This window comes from Rhodococcus sp. JS3073 (genome assembly GCF_026810085.1).
Lineage (GTDB): Bacteria > Actinomycetota > Actinomycetes > Mycobacteriales > Mycobacteriaceae > Rhodococcus_F > Rhodococcus_F wratislaviensis.
This window is the reverse complement of the sequence record NZ_CP113952.1, coordinates 1,230,127-1,243,821: the sequence shown is the minus strand read 5'-3', so window position 1 is coordinate 1,243,821 and position 13,695 is coordinate 1,230,127. Positions and strand designations below refer to the sequence as shown.

General features: G+C 66.9%; 8 protein-coding genes and 4 pseudogenes. 8 read left to right on the top strand and 4 right to left on the bottom strand.

The window, feature by feature from the left end; translation table 11 throughout:
- Positions 1–15: 15 nt before the first annotated feature.
- Both OYT95_RS43670 and OYT95_RS43665 read left to right on the top strand, forming a co-directional pair.
- Entirely contained in the window at positions 16–1,413 is a 1,398-nt protein-coding gene (locus tag OYT95_RS43670) for an MBL fold metallo-hydrolase (RefSeq protein ID WP_268792674.1), read from the top strand.
- 297 nt (positions 1,414–1,710) lie between these two features.
- Positions 1,711–2,516, top strand: a pseudogene (locus OYT95_RS43665) (lipoyl synthase).
- A gap of 64 nt (positions 2,517–2,580) precedes the next feature.
- Here OYT95_RS43665 and OYT95_RS43660 read toward each other — a convergent pair.
- A complete protein-coding gene (locus OYT95_RS43660) occupies positions 2,581–3,381 on the bottom strand; it encodes a GntR family transcriptional regulator (RefSeq protein ID WP_268793258.1) in 801 nt (266 codons plus the stop codon).
- Positions 3,382–3,512: 131 nt separating this feature from the next.
- On the opposite strand from OYT95_RS43660, the pseudogene OYT95_RS43655 reads away from it, so the two are divergent.
- The 4 genes and pseudogenes from OYT95_RS43655 to OYT95_RS43640 all read left to right on the top strand — a co-directional run.
- A pseudogene (locus OYT95_RS43655) lies at positions 3,513–3,792 on the top strand (RidA family protein); the annotation flags it as partial.
- A 161-nt stretch (positions 3,793–3,953) separates the two neighbouring features.
- Positions 3,954–4,274 (top strand): annotated as a pseudogene (locus OYT95_RS43650) (hypothetical protein); the annotation flags it as partial.
- Positions 4,275–4,815: 541 nt separating this feature from the next.
- Positions 4,816–5,367: a hypothetical protein gene (locus OYT95_RS43645; RefSeq protein WP_268792673.1), complete on the top strand. Its 552-nt coding sequence runs from the start codon at positions 4,816–4,818 to the stop codon at positions 5,365–5,367.
- A 450-nt stretch (positions 5,368–5,817) separates the two neighbouring features.
- Entirely contained in the window at positions 5,818–6,768 is a 951-nt protein-coding gene (locus OYT95_RS43640; RefSeq protein ID WP_268792672.1) for a phosphatidylserine/phosphatidylglycerophosphate/cardiolipin synthase family protein, read from the top strand.
- Between the two features lie 171 nt (positions 6,769–6,939).
- Here OYT95_RS43640 and OYT95_RS43635 read toward each other — a convergent pair whose 3' ends face one another.
- Both OYT95_RS43635 and OYT95_RS43630 read right to left on the bottom strand, forming a co-directional pair.
- Complete coding sequence (locus OYT95_RS43635) at positions 6,940–7,197, bottom strand: hypothetical protein (RefSeq protein WP_268792671.1); 258 nt, start codon at positions 7,195–7,197, stop codon at positions 6,940–6,942.
- A 34-nt stretch (positions 7,198–7,231) separates the two neighbouring features.
- Positions 7,232–7,672, bottom strand: a complete 441-nt coding sequence (locus OYT95_RS43630) for a MerR family transcriptional regulator (protein WP_442972589.1) — start codon at positions 7,670–7,672, stop codon at positions 7,232–7,234.
- Positions 7,673–8,024: 352 nt separating this feature from the next.
- On the opposite strand from OYT95_RS43630, the pseudogene OYT95_RS44595 reads away from it, so the two are divergent.
- Positions 8,025–8,135, top strand: a pseudogene (locus OYT95_RS44595) (cold-shock protein); the annotation flags it as partial.
- 707 nt (positions 8,136–8,842) lie between these two features.
- On the opposite strand, the gene OYT95_RS43620 reads toward OYT95_RS44595, so the two are convergent.
- Complete coding sequence (locus OYT95_RS43620; protein WP_268792669.1) at positions 8,843–9,979, bottom strand: cation:proton antiporter; 1,137 nt, start codon at positions 9,977–9,979, stop codon at positions 8,843–8,845.
- Positions 9,980–10,710: 731 nt separating this feature from the next.
- Here OYT95_RS43620 and OYT95_RS43615 point away from each other — a divergent pair.
- Positions 10,711–13,038: a putative bifunctional diguanylate cyclase/phosphodiesterase gene (locus OYT95_RS43615; RefSeq protein ID WP_268792668.1), complete on the top strand. Its 2,328-nt coding sequence runs from the start codon at positions 10,711–10,713 to the stop codon at positions 13,036–13,038.
- Positions 13,039–13,695: the final 657 nt, after the last annotated feature.

Genomic DNA, 13,695 nt, shown 5'->3' with positions numbered 1-13,695 from the left:
TAACGGAGCATCCCAGTGATACTGAAGCAGTTCTACCTCGAATGCCTCTCGCACGCCTCCTACCTCGTCGGCGACGAGACCACCAAGAAAGCGATCGTCGTCGACCCGCGCCGCGATATCACCGACTACCTCGAGGAAGCACAGCGCAGCGGCCTGCAGATCGAGGGCGTGATCAACACGCACTTCCACGCCGACTTCGTCTCCGGACACCTCGAACTCGTCGAGGCAACCGGCGCGTGGATCGGATTCGGGGAGGCCGCCCAGACCGACTACCCCATCCGCCGGCTCCGGCATGGTGAGCACATTTCGCTCGGTGACGTCGACATCGAGGTCCTCTCCACCCCCGGCCACACCTGGGAGTCGATCAGCCTGTTGATCCGCGAACGCGTCGATGCTGCCCCGACCGCGGTGCTGACCGGCGACTCGCTGTTCATCGGTGACGTCGGACGCCCGGACCTGGCGAACCTCGGGGACGGCACGAACACCGACCTCGCGCGTGCTATGTACACGACAATCCACCAGACACTGCTGAACCTGCCCGACGACGTCCAGGTGATGCCGGCACACGGTGCCGGGTCCTCATGCGGGAAGAACATGTCCGCCGACCTGGTCTCGACCATCGGCGAACAACGTCTGACCAATCAATCGGTCCAGCCGATGAGCGAGGACGACTTCGTCACCCTCGTCACCTCGGGTCAACCGTCCATCCCCGGCTACTTCAAGACCGACGCGGACCTCAACCGCCGCGTTCGGACGATCCTGACCGGATCGCGCACCCTGCCGAGGTTGACCGGGGACGTCCTCCGCGCACACGTCGCGGACGGAAACACGGTCGTGATCGACACCCGCACTCCCGAGGAGTTCGCGCAAGCCCATCTGGCTCGGTCGGTCAACGTCGGCCTCGCGGGACGATTCGCCGAGACGTGCGGCATGGTGGCAGCGCTCGAGGACCGCATCGTTCTGGTTACGGCTCCCGGTGACGCACAGGAAGCGGCGCTTCGGCTCTCGCGCATCGGCTACGACAACGTCATCGGATTCAACAACACCACACCCGGCCCCGGCCCCGCGTTCCCGACGTCGCTCGCCGATCTCGTGGAATCCACCGATCGTATCGAGGTGTCCGAGCTCGCCGCCCTGCTTGACAGTCGTGCGATCACGCTGCTCGATGTTCGGAATCCGGGTGAGCGTGACAGCGGCTTCATCGAAGGATCCGTGCACATACCCCTACCGGAACTGGCCGATCGTCACCGAGAGATTCCGCAGGGCAAAATGCTGGTCGTCCACTGCCGCAGCGGGTGGCGGTCGAGTGTGGCCGCCAGCCTGCTGCGGGCGCGGGGCCACAACGGCACCACCGATCTGATCGGCGGTTACACCGCGTGGGACGAAGTGGCTGCTCCGGCATCGCACTCCTGACAATGTCGGTGGTGGCCTCGTCCACCGCAGTGGCGGGTCCACCACCGACAGCGCTGCCCTCACAGCACCGAGACGGGCGCAGCCGAAGACCGCGGCCGTTCTCCGAATGTGCAACTCACGGACACGACGCCCTGCAGCGGGGAGCCCAACGTCGTCGACGAATTCGGAGTGCTGTGTGCAGACAACGCCAATCCGGTCGGCGCCACTGCAGTGAGCCGTCTCGCGGTCCGTCACACGCTTGCACCCGAGGGAGTGCTTGATATCCTCGTCAGCCGACAATGGTAGAAAGCCGATACCATGACCGCTATTCCCGCAGGCCGGAAGCTGCTTCGCATCGAGGTCCGCAACACCGAAACCCCGATCGAACGCAAACCGAACTGGATCAAGACCCGCGCCATGATGGGGCCCGAGTAATCGGAACTCAGGGGTCTGGTCAGACGCGAAGGGCTGCACACGGTCCGCGAGGAAGCCGGCTGTCCCAACATCTACGAATGCTGGGAAAACCGTGAGGCGACCTTCCTCATCGGCGGGGATCAGTGCACCCGCCGCTGCGACTTCTGCCAGATCGACACCGGCAAGCCCACCGATCTCGACCGCGCCGAGCCCCGCCAGGTCGCCGAGTCCGTGCAGGCGATGGGACTGCGGGACTCCACCGTCACCGGGGTCGCCCGCGATGATCTCCCCGACGAGGGTGCCTGGCTCTACGCCAATACAGTCCGGCAGATTCACGCCGTGATCCCCGAAAACCGGTGTGGGTGAGACCCCGCAGGAGGTGCAGCAGACGAAGATCGACCTGCATCAGGCCGGCTGCGACATCCTCACCATCACCCAGTACCTGCGCCCCGTCACCGCGGCACCATCCCGTCGAAACGGTGGGCCAGCTGGAGGAGTTCGTCGAGCATTCGAAGGCCGCCGAGGAAATCGGCTTCGCCGGCGTCATGGCCGGACCGCTCGTGCGCTCGTCGTACCGCGCCAGCCGTCTCTATGCGCAGGCGATGGCCCACCATGACCTTCCCCGGCCCGTTCGGCAGGCACATCTGGCGGACGGGGGCAGCGCCGCGCAGGAAGCCAGCAGTCTGTTGGCCAGGCGCACCGCCACGTGATGACCGCCGGACCACACGTCCGCATCTTTTTCCCAGGCGATCAGCCTTTCCGTCACGGGATGGTTCACCGCGACGGCGCAGGGTTGTCGCCGCTGAGGTGGACGGTGTAGCCGGTGCGGGCGGAGAAGTCGGCGAGGACGCTGAATCGGTCACCGCGGATTACGGTGGTGCGCCATTCGATTCCGACGCCGTTGACGGTGCCGGTCCGCTGGACCCGCATCGCGGCGGTATCGGGTCCCAGTTCGAGCAAACGGCGCTGGGCGGCGGTGGGGATGACCGCGTGGATCTGCTCGCGGCCTCCGGTCAGTCGCACCCGGCACCGCCCGGCGAGTTCGTCGTAGAGGGAGGTGTGGGTGAAATCCGCGTCGAGCAGCGGCCGGGCAAGCTCCGCGGGCAGCCACGCGCAGTCCAGGGCGAGCGGCTCCTCGTCGGCCAGGCGTAGCCGTTCGAGGTAGATCAACGGCGTCGACTCCTCGAGCCCGAGACGGACCGCGGCGTGCGCGTCCCGCCGCTCGTCGAGGCGGCGCACGATGCTGCGTTGATGCAGGTGCGCCGCTTCCACCGACTCGAACAGGCTGTAGATGGCCCCGAGGGGTTGGGAGATCTCGACGTCGCCACCGAGGCGGGGGGCACGGCCGCGGGCGGCGGTGACGATCCCGTCCTCGCGCAGGGCGCGCAGAGCCTCCCGCACGGTGGACCGGCTCACCCCGTACTCGTCGCGTAGTTCCAGCTCACCCGGGAAGACCTCGGCGAATTCCCCCTCTGCCAGCCGACGCTGCAGATCCGCCTGCAACTGCTGCCACAGTGTGGTGCACGCCGCCCGCTGCAACGGCCGCGCCGCGACCCTCCTGCTGCCCGGCACCATCTCTCCCCTCGCGTACACGGCACCGCCAGTCGGTGCTGCGTCAACGATTATCCACTGGGCGACCGGCTCCTGGTGCGCGCAGCTGGTGGATGTGCCCGGCGAGGCTGTACCGAGGGCCTTCGCGCCGGCCCGCCGAGGCCAAGGAAGCCGCACAGCGTTGCGCGGTGAACACGCTCTGCCGTACGCGCCTTGACCGGTGACCTGCAGGCGGTCAAACGTGTCGTCAAGGTCGTGGGATTCGTCTCCTCCGCTCCGTCTTTCACCAATCAGCCGCAAGTGATCAACGGTGCGAGCGAACTGATCGCCGCAGTCTTCGGCCCGGAAATCGGAGAACACGCACGAAGCGCGGTCGGTGTCGCAGCGCTGCCCCTGAATGCGTGCGTCGAAGTGGAAATCGTCGTCGAGGTATAAAAGGCCTCACGGCACGCGTGGCCGGAGACGTCCTCGGCCACCGTTAACCTCAACCTCGCCGCCGACCACTTTCGACAATTCGTCACCCGGAGGCTGCCCACGGTACGCCTGCCGTGAAGGTTTCTCTGTCAGAAAGCTCCGGCTGGAGCTCGGCCGGACCGCCATCGAGCGCAGCGTTCGCCGTCACGGTCATCGTGCACACCGTCGACGCGCAGACGGGCGTGCCACGGTATCTGCCGCCCGCGGAGCCCGCCGAGTGGGCGCGGGCGATCTTCTCGACCGTCGACAACGCGCACGGGTACTTCCTCGGCGCCGTCGACCCGGACACCGGCGGCCATCGACGCGGGCAGCTCGCATACCGCCTCTATCTCGATACCGACTGTCAGGCGATTCCCGTTCCTCGGCAGGTGGTCACCTGTCCGCACTACCTGCTATCGGCCATCGACGGCAGAGCTGAGATCGCCATTCCCACGACGGCCTGACCCGGCCGGTCGGCTGGGAGCTGGACCGCGGTCTGCGGGCGCCGCTTCCTCCGCTGTCCGATCTGCGCGACCTCCGAAGGGTGCGACCTTGAAGTCGCGTCCACGCTGCTCGCTCATGCGGTTCCTCCATCCGTCTCGATCCGATCCCCTTCCAAAGACAGCTGGTTGCCGCCGCCCCACAAAATCGAGGCCGACGCCCTGGGGCGGAATCGAGACAGTTGATCCACCCAGGGGGGCTGCGGCACTTGGATACACTTGTGCCACAAGCTCATTGCCACCTCTGAAGCCGACCACGACAGACCTCAGGAATCTCCCGGGTGGGAGCGCGGCGACCAGACTACCAGCGCACCGAATCCCGGGGCAGGGGACGTGTCATTTCTGCTGGTCAAAGAACAATCCAGGGGCGGATACGACACCACCAGCACTGATGTCGAGCCGGTGCCGCTGGTGCGCGTTCTCACCCGGCCGGCAAGCTCGGTCGCGGCCAGCCGGCAGCACAATCGCCGTCCTACCGGTCCGGTTAAGCTTCCCGACATGGCGCTTGGACTCACCAGGCGCACCCGCGCCCACCCCGTCGAACCCCTCAAACCTCGCATACGCTGCGAACGAGTTCCGGGAAGCGCTGATCCCGCGACGCGGCATCACCCCCGACCGCTGCGATGCCGCAGCCGCCGAGTTACGGGACAGAGCGCATCACGCCGAGGAACGATTCTTCGCAGCTGCCGCTGGGCTCCCCCGCCGCGAGCGCACACTCGCCGGCCACTGGGAGAACGCGGCGGTCATGCGCTACCGGCACGGGCTCGAGGTCTTCGCGCGCGCCGAAGACCTCGGCGCCGACATGCTCGCCCAACTCGCCACCCACCGGCGGCCGTCGTTGCCCGCGCTCACCGAACTGTGCGACGCCTGCACCGCCATGCCCGCACCCTCGATCACCACCAACGGCCCGAGATATTCGGGGCCATACCCCGCAGGGCCACCCGACGGCTTCGCACCGCCCCAGGTGACTCGGCCGGCTCAGGCCACGATCGGGCCACCGAACGGTCCTGCATTGTCGATCAAGCTGAACTGCGGTGGCGGATCCGCCGCGATCTGACAAGTCTTCTCGTCGAGAACGCCCTAGCGGGCGAGGAGAATCAGCCGAGAAGCCGAACGCCACCTCGTCCCGTGGCTGAAACTGGCGTGCGAGACCCTCGAGAAGTCCGATGAGCATCGACGGCCCCCGGGGATGTCGCCGCGCAATGGCGCGAGCGCCGCCGACCCTACATGCTCGCCGCCGCCGACCGGGCCGACGTGATCATCGTCGACCCGATCCCTCGTCAGCGCGCGACACTGTGGTGGAAGCTCGTCCACGGCGATGAACCGCCGCCGCCACTGTAAGGCGGCACGCGTCGTCGCCCTATGAGATGGGGACGTGTCATATCCGCAGTTCATCACCATTTTTCGCAGAGACCGGCGGCGCAATTGGCCTCATGGGCTGCACCGTACGATCCGGGCCCGAGCCAATAGGGGTACAGCGCATCCCACCCGCGCTACCGTTCGACGTATGGGGACAACATTTCACGGGCCGAGTCCCTGGCCGCACATCACCCGCGCCATTCGAGTGAGGGGGCCGCGGCATGCCGCGATCGCATACCTGGGCGAGGACGCACCCGCTCTGCTGCCACTGCGGGCCGGTGATCTCCTCGTCGTGAACGCTTCCCGGGCGGCGGTGCGCGCGCATGTGACCTCGCCGATTGCGCTCGCGTACTACGTCGAGGCCGGTGTCCGGGTCCTGTCGTCACCGAACCTGCACGCAGGCGTGATCGCCACCAGTCGGCGAGCGGTCATCGGCTCCGCGAATGCCTCCCACAGCTCGACGATCGCCGATGAGGCCGTCGTCATCACCGACGACCCGGAGATCGTCGCCGCCGCCTGGACGTTCATCGACGGTATCGACGAGATCACCGAGGTCGATCAGGTGTTTCTCGACAACGCCAGCACCGAATGGCAGATCGGTCGGTCGGTGCCGATCCCCGGAATCGGTGGCCGGATGCGCGCCGAACTGGATTTCCTTCCTGCACGGGTTACCCGGATGTTCCTGCGGCACATCGTCGAATACGAACCCAGCCCGGCCGAGAAACAGGCATGGGCCGCCACCCAGGCGCACCGATCCGGTGCCGCCACCGGGCCGGCAGCGACATACCAGCTCGAATGGTTCCGCCCAGGCGACCGACGTGCCCGCCTCAACCGCGGCGACGTCGTCATCTTCGTCACCGACGACAACGAATGGATCTACCCGCCGGCGGTCGTGGACTCCGACGCCATCGCGATCCCGCACACCCATAAAGCCTTCGGCCACCTCCTGCGCACCCGAGCGGACCTGCAGCCGCTGCCGGTTGCCGACGCCGAGCAGCAGCTCGCCGCCCTCGGGCACCCCAATCCCCGGCTGGCCACCGATCACCGGATCATCTCCGCCAGCCTGCGTGCCGCACTGCTCCGACTCTGGAAGCTGTGACCTGGCTGGCACTGCGGAAGAACCACCACCCAGCGTTTCCCTGCTGGCTCGGTCTCGACCACCGTGCGGTGGACGGGTATCACGAACTCCTGTGTGGTGGTCATGTTCCCCGAAAGAATGAAGTGAGACACTCGCACTCACCTTGGATGGTCTCATGCCCGGATATCGGGTCTACTTCGAGGACAGCCACAGCCGGAATGCTTCGGCCGTCGCTGCCTGCATAGTCGTTCCACGGGTGGCTACTTCGATTTTCACCTGCCGCAGCAGTTCGGGGTCCACCCGCGCGGAGAACTGCGGGTGTTTCGCAGCGCCCGCGGCCGGCGTAGCGGACTCGGCCGGAGTCTGCGGTATGCGCGAATCTGAATCACCATCGGGGACCGCATGCGACACCGTGTTGTCGAAGGCTCCCGCGGGTTGGTCCTTGGACATCTTCATCTCCCGTTCGGCAACAGGCGGCGGTGTTTCAGCCGGATGCGGGGCCGGGCCCGTCCGATTTGGGGCGGTGGGGGTGCTGGAGTTCGGTGTTGATGCGTCGGGCCTCGGCGAGTTGGTCTTCGAGGATGATGATGCGGCACGCGGAATCGAGTGCGGTGCCCTGGTCGATCAGTTCGCGGGCTCGGGCGGCGAGACGCAGCTGGTATCGGGAGTAGCGGCGGTGGCCGCCGTCTGAGCGTCCGGGGGTGAGCAGCTTCGCGGAGTCGAGGCTGCGCAGGAATGCCTGTGTCACGCCGAGGATCTCGGCGGCGTGGCCCATGCTGTAGGCCGGGTAGTCCTCGTCGTCGAGCTTCCCGGCCGGGTTGTGATCGGGCGAGTCTTGCTGAATGGGGTGACACCTTTCCAACGGACAGGGCCCCCGGCGCCGTGAGGCACCGGGGGCCGGAGCGGGTTTCACTTCCTTGTTCACTGCACTTTTACCGGCTGCCAGGCTCGTTTTGCTGCCCGGCCGCCGGTCGGAAATGCCGGGGCCTTACACACTCACATCATCCCTTGCCCGGCACATCCTGGTCTTGCGGCACTTCTCTACGGGCAGTTCATCCTCTCCCGCACCTCGTGAACTCTTTCCTTGCGACGAAAGGAACTCTACAGCGGTGACACCTCAATGTCTACACTCGCCACTACAGAAATTCTGGAGTCGGCTGACCAGGGATTTCATACGCGGCAGGGGCAAGTGGGTTCCGTCGACGTCACCGGGCGGTCGCTCGACGGATCGGCTCTCGTTGATCGATGACGGGCGGCGAAGTCGGGAGTCGCAGTAGGTGGCGCAGGACATTGTGAAGGTTCAACGGCGAGAAGGGCTTCGGTTCATCGCACCCGACGACGGAACTCCGGACGCCTTCGTGCACTACTCGGAAATCTCGGGCAGCGGGACCTGCGCGCGACTACATGACCGAGATCGGCCAGCGCCCGAGACAGCGCCTCGTCCGACTGCGGCGAACACTCCCGTGACACCAGCTGCTGCAAACATTCCAGCGGACCCGGTAGCGAATCGATTGACCATCGATTCGAAAAGCGCCGATCGAGGTGAAGCTCGCCATCAGCCGGCTGTCCGACCATTTCCAATCGTGTTGGGCTGACACCGGTCGAGTCGGCGCCGTGGGCGTTGGGAATGTCGACCGCCTTCGAGGCGCTTCCTGCGGCACGGTCCCGACTCGGTGCGGTCACCGAGGTGTCGCTCTCGCTCGATCAGCTCCGGGCCGCCTCCCCACCGCCGGCACCGGACGAGCAATGGAAGCGAAACTCCACCCGACGCAGCAGTCCCGCGGCAATAATCCGACTAGTTTATGACAACTAACACATCAAAATAATTCTACGGGAGTGGTTTTGAGCGAACGGTGAGGGTCGCTCTACGCCCAAGCGACCTCGACTCCATCGCTGAAGACCGAGTGGTGCAACTCCAGATGGTCGGGTCGGCGACGTTCCCGGCAATGTTCCCCACGCGCGGGTTCGCCTGTACTTCGTGGCGGAGACGGCGGGCGCGTCCATCCGCGGTCGCGGGATACGGAGAGTCGACACGGAGCCACACCCCACCGCCCTGGCGGAGAAGTGACGCGTGTGGGTGGGCCCCTGACGCCTGTCAGGGCGCGCAGAACCCCCGACGTGCCGCCATCGCGCCGGCAAATGTGGTGGAAGCGATGGTGACCAGCGCGCCGAGGATCAGTGCCGACGGTTCGCCGGGGCCCAGGAGATTCGATTGCGCACCGATCGCTGCCGCGGCCACGGGCACGCCGAGTTGGGCGGCGGCCAACGCACCGAGGGGCAGCGGCACACCGACCAGCCGTGTCAGGCAGTGGACGAGAACGGCAGCGAGGCCGAGTGCAACGCCGAGCAGTATCAGGGAGGGGTCCGCCCCGAGGTCCCGGACATTCAATGATGCGCCGAGCCAGACGAAGAACAACGGCCCGAAGAATCCTTCGGTGATCGAGAACAGCTGCTTGGCCAGGCGTCGCGGCTCGCCCACTGCCGCGATCACCAGTCCGAGTGCGAAACCGGCGAGCATGATCGACACGTCGGAGTGGACGGCCAACGCCGCCAGCAGGAACAGGACCCCAAGATTGATCCGCAGTTCCAGTGCGAAGCCGCGTTCCTTGGACTCCTGATGGAGGCTGTGAAGCCAGCCGCGGCTGTCACTCGCACGGAGAACCGCGTAGAAGACGGCGGTCGCTCCCGTCACGGCTACCGCGCCTGCTGCGGCGCGCGGGGCCTGCACCGGATCGATCACGAGCGGCAGAGCGACGATGCACGCGATGTCGGCAACCGCGACCTGGGCTACGGTCTGCACGATCGGTGTGCCCTCGAGCCCGAGCGAGTCGATCAGGGGTAGGACGAGCGCTGCGGACGACGACGCGATGAGGACCGCGTACAGAGCGGCGTGGCCGGTACCGAATGCCTGAGCGATCCCGAACCCTGCCAGAGTGGCACCGACACCGACGAGAACAGCCCGAACCACGCCTTTCGCCAGAGCAGGCCGGATGCGTGCGTCCCGGATCGGCACATGTGTCCCGGCCACGAACATGATCAGTGCGAAGCCGATGTCCGCGAGGAAGGTGCATATGGGATCGCCGGGATCGAGCAGGCGCAATCCCGTGGCGCCGAGGAGGATTCCGGCAAGCAACTCGCCGAGCACGACCGGCAGATGCCACATCCGGCGACTCGCAAGCAAGGGGCCGGCCAAGGCTGCGGCGGAGATCAGCGCGAGTACTTCGAAGGACATGCGTATGTCAGTTCGGCGCAGTCGAGCTCGACGGCCGGCACGGTATCTTCCGGTTCTCGCGACATCTCACTCCGGGCATGGAGAGATTGTGCCTGCCGAAGCCCGCGGTCCGACTCCGATCGAGGCAAGGAGGTCGGGCCGACACAGACGCGAAGGACGTGTAGTCGGCGACGGGATTCCCAGGCCACATGGCATAGTCGCCTTCGGGCGGGGTTACACGACGGGATGAGGATGGCGTCGGCAGCGTGGCACGGTCGTGCTTGACGTCGCAGTTGCGCGATCGCATTCGATCAGGAGTTGTGCGTACGCGAGCCGCACGGGCGCCCGCTGGTCGAGTTGGGACATCCCGAGGTCTTCGACCAGTTGCAGTGGGATCCGCGCCACCGGGTAGTTCAAGCGCAGGAGAAACATCGGAAGATGTACTTGTTGTCACCTGCGGATCGTCGCGGGCAGCGGCGGTGGTCGAACACGGGGTTGTGGACGACGGATATGGACCAAGCAACGACCGACCCCAGCATCCGGGGGCAAAGTGATGGGGGGACAGTCACCTCGGCCGCACCGGGGCCGATTGCGTCCGGCGGCGTTCTTCCTAGGAGCCGACGCCGATCCCACCCGTTCCCACCCGCTCCGCTGAACATCACCGAAAGCCAGTGGAGAAACGCCAGGAGTACGCACCGAACGCCCCCGGAGAGGCTTAGAGTCGTTCGGGAGACCCGGCGGCGGCTCGGCTCGTGCAGCGGGGGTTCGGTGGGCTGCGTGCGCCGGTGCGGCGTGCCCGCCCGTGGGGTGTGCGTCGGTCGGCCTGGGAGGTGGGTGTGGAGTTCGCGGGGACGGAGGTCGAGGCGCTGCTGGCGGTGTGCGAGCACGCCCCAGACCTGGTGGCGGTGTCCGATTTCGAAACCGACCGCGTTTCCTATCTCAATCCGGCCGGTGTGCGGCTGGTGGGACTACGTGACGGTGCCGATGCACGCAACAGAACGACTGCGGAGTTCTTCACCGACGTGGGACTGGTCCAGGCCCCGGAGGTGGAATCGGCGCTCGTGCGCCACGGGCGGTGGGAGGGGCTCAGTGAACTGCGGCATTTCGAAACCGGGAAGCCTATTCCGGTGTCCCTGGCCACGTTCGTGCTCCACCGTACGGGCGGCGGCGCCCCCGCGGTGATCGCCGCGATCGCCCGTGATGGTCGGCGCTGGGAGGATCAGGAACGTCGACTCCACCATGCCCTCGAGCTGGCCGCGTATCGGGCCAGGGAGCAGCACGCGGTCGCGGAGCTGAGCCGGCGTGCCGTCGACGGCCAGCTCACCGAGCTCCTCGCTGCGGCGACCACGGCAGCGGCCACCCTGATGGGAGTGCAGTGCACCTCGGTTTCCCGTCCCCCTGCCCCGGGTGATCCGCTGACGGTGCTGGCCTACAGCGGGCAGCTGCCCCGGCCGGACACGTTCGCGCCGGGGACGGGATCCCAGCCGGGATATGCCCTGGCCACCGGGTCGGTGGTGGTGTGCCCGAACGGGGAGGACGAGACCCGGTTCTCTACCGGGTCGATGGTCCGCCGTGGGTTGCGCAGCGGTATCTGCGTTCCGATTCCGATCGCTGCCCGGCCCGCGTGGGGGGTGCTGACTGCGCACAGCGCCCGCCCCCGCGACTACACCGACCGGGAGGTGTCGTTCCTGCGCACTGTCGCGGACGTGCTCTCTGCCACGATCGGCCGAATCGACGCCGAGACCCGCCTGCGGTACCAGAGCCTGCACGATCCGCTGACCGGGCTGCCCAACCGCGCCCTGGCCTATCAGCGCATCGCCACCGCACTCACCACCGCGCACCGTACCGACGCCCGGATCGCGGTACTGCTGATCGATCTCGACGAGTTCAAAACCGTCAACGACCGCCTCGGTCACGCCGGCGGCGATGTCGCGCTCATCGGCCTCGCCGAACGACTGACCGGCGCGGTGCGTCCCGCCGACACCGTCGCCCGCCTCGGCGGCGACGAATTTCTGGTCCTCTGTGCTGACATGGCCGGTCCGGACGAGGCTCTCGATCTCGCCACCCGCATCATCGAGGCGGTCGCCACCCCGGACCCGGCCGCAGGTCACCCGCTGACGTTCAGCGCCAGCATCGGCATCGCCCTCTCCGGTCCGGTCAGCACACCCGAGGAACTGATCCGCCGCGCCGACCTGGCGATGTACCGGGCCAAGAAAGCCGGCGCGGGCCGGTACTCGGTCTACCGAGACGACGACGGTGATGACGCCGACCGGGTGCTGCGCCTGTCGAGGGACCTGGGCACCGCCCTCGACGACCACGGCGACCACGGCGACCACGGCGAGCTCACCCTCGCCTACCAACCCCTGTTCGACCTGCGCGACGGCGCCGTGGTGGCCGTGGAAGCGCTGGCGCGGTGGACACACCCCACGCTCGGGCCGATCAGTGCCACCGAGTTCATTCCCGTCGCCGAGCGGGCAGGCTTGATAGGGGCGCTGGGGCTGTGGGTCCTGCGCACAGCCTGCACCCAGGCCGCCGACTGGCAGGATATCGCCGACGTCGACATCCGGGTCAATATCAGTTCCCTGCAACTGCACGACCCCCGGTTCGTCGCTCAGGTGGCCGACGTCCTCGCCGCCACCGGACTCCCGGCAACCAAACTGGGGCTCGAGATCAGCGAAGCGGGCTGGATCGCCGAGACCGCCCACCCGGTCGACACCCTCGGCGCCCTACACGAACTCGGGGTCGCGATCGCGCTCGACAACATCGGCACCGCGCACAGCACCCTCACCCACCTCGGCTGCCAACGACCGGTCTTCTCCTGCTGCAAAATCGACAAGTCCTACACCGCATCCCTACCCGGCCGGCGCTCCGCCGCAATCGTCTCGGCCGTGGTCGCCCTCGCCCACGCCTTCCACGCCACAGTGGCCGCAGCCGGTGTGGAAAACCGGGCCCAACTCGACGCACTGCGTGCCTGCGGCTGCGACCTCGCGCAAGGCTTTTACCTCACACCACCGATGACCGCAGACAACTGCACCACCTTCCTGAACCAGGACCCACCCCCACACACGCACCCATTCTGAGCGAGTTGAGGTCACACATTTGGTTCGGTCAGTGACGATGGCTCGCCGAGCTCACCGACTCGAGTGACAGCGCCACCTACTCGGCGAGAAGGACGGGCGATCCCGTCGGTACGTGTTACACGTGCGGGCCATACAACGCGTCGCATACGTGCTGCGCATGCAACCCGAACGCTCGACAACATTCACGCAGCGTCTCCTCTGCAGGCACCTCCGTTGAGCTACTACGACCGGCAACCTCCTCAAAATGCACCGCCATTGCGTCGGAGAGTTGACACGTGAGCAGCGCCCACCGACGTTGTAGCGCTACACCGTTCTAACGGTGTCCGGTGAGGGGTAATCCCGCGGATCCGTTCTTCGATGGCATCCGGATCTCTTCATCGATGGCCAGTTTCGCCCAAGGCCGAGCGCACCCAGGACGGCACCCGTCGCGCGGCCGCACCCTAGAAGGAATCCCGTGAACATCCACAAGACACTGCTCATGCTGCTGCTCGACGGCACCGCCGCCCTCCAATCCCCCTCCGCCCTCCAATCCCCCTCCGCCACCCCACCCCACGGCGCCGCGGACACGGCGCCCCCTTCCACGCCAACGGCTGACACACCCGCCGCACGCATCATCGTCCCCCGGCGCCCTCCACTCACGAACAACCCGCCGACACC

Excerpts from the sequence above, each read along its gene's own strand:
- OYT95_RS43660 (WP_268793258.1), bottom strand. The coding sequence starts at position 3,381 with ATGGTGCCGGGCAGCAGGAGGGTCGCGGCGCGGCCGTTGCAGCGGGCG.
- OYT95_RS43640 (WP_268792672.1), top strand. The coding sequence starts at position 5,818 with ATGGGGACAACATTTCACGGGCCGAGTCCCTGGCCGCACATCACCCGC.
- OYT95_RS43620 (WP_268792669.1), bottom strand. The coding sequence starts at position 9,979 with ATGTCCTTCGAAGTACTCGCGCTGATCTCCGCCGCAGCCTTGGCCGGC.
- OYT95_RS43635 (WP_268792671.1), bottom strand. The coding sequence starts at position 7,197 with ATGTCCAAGGACCAACCCGCGGGAGCCTTCGACAACACGGTGTCGCAT.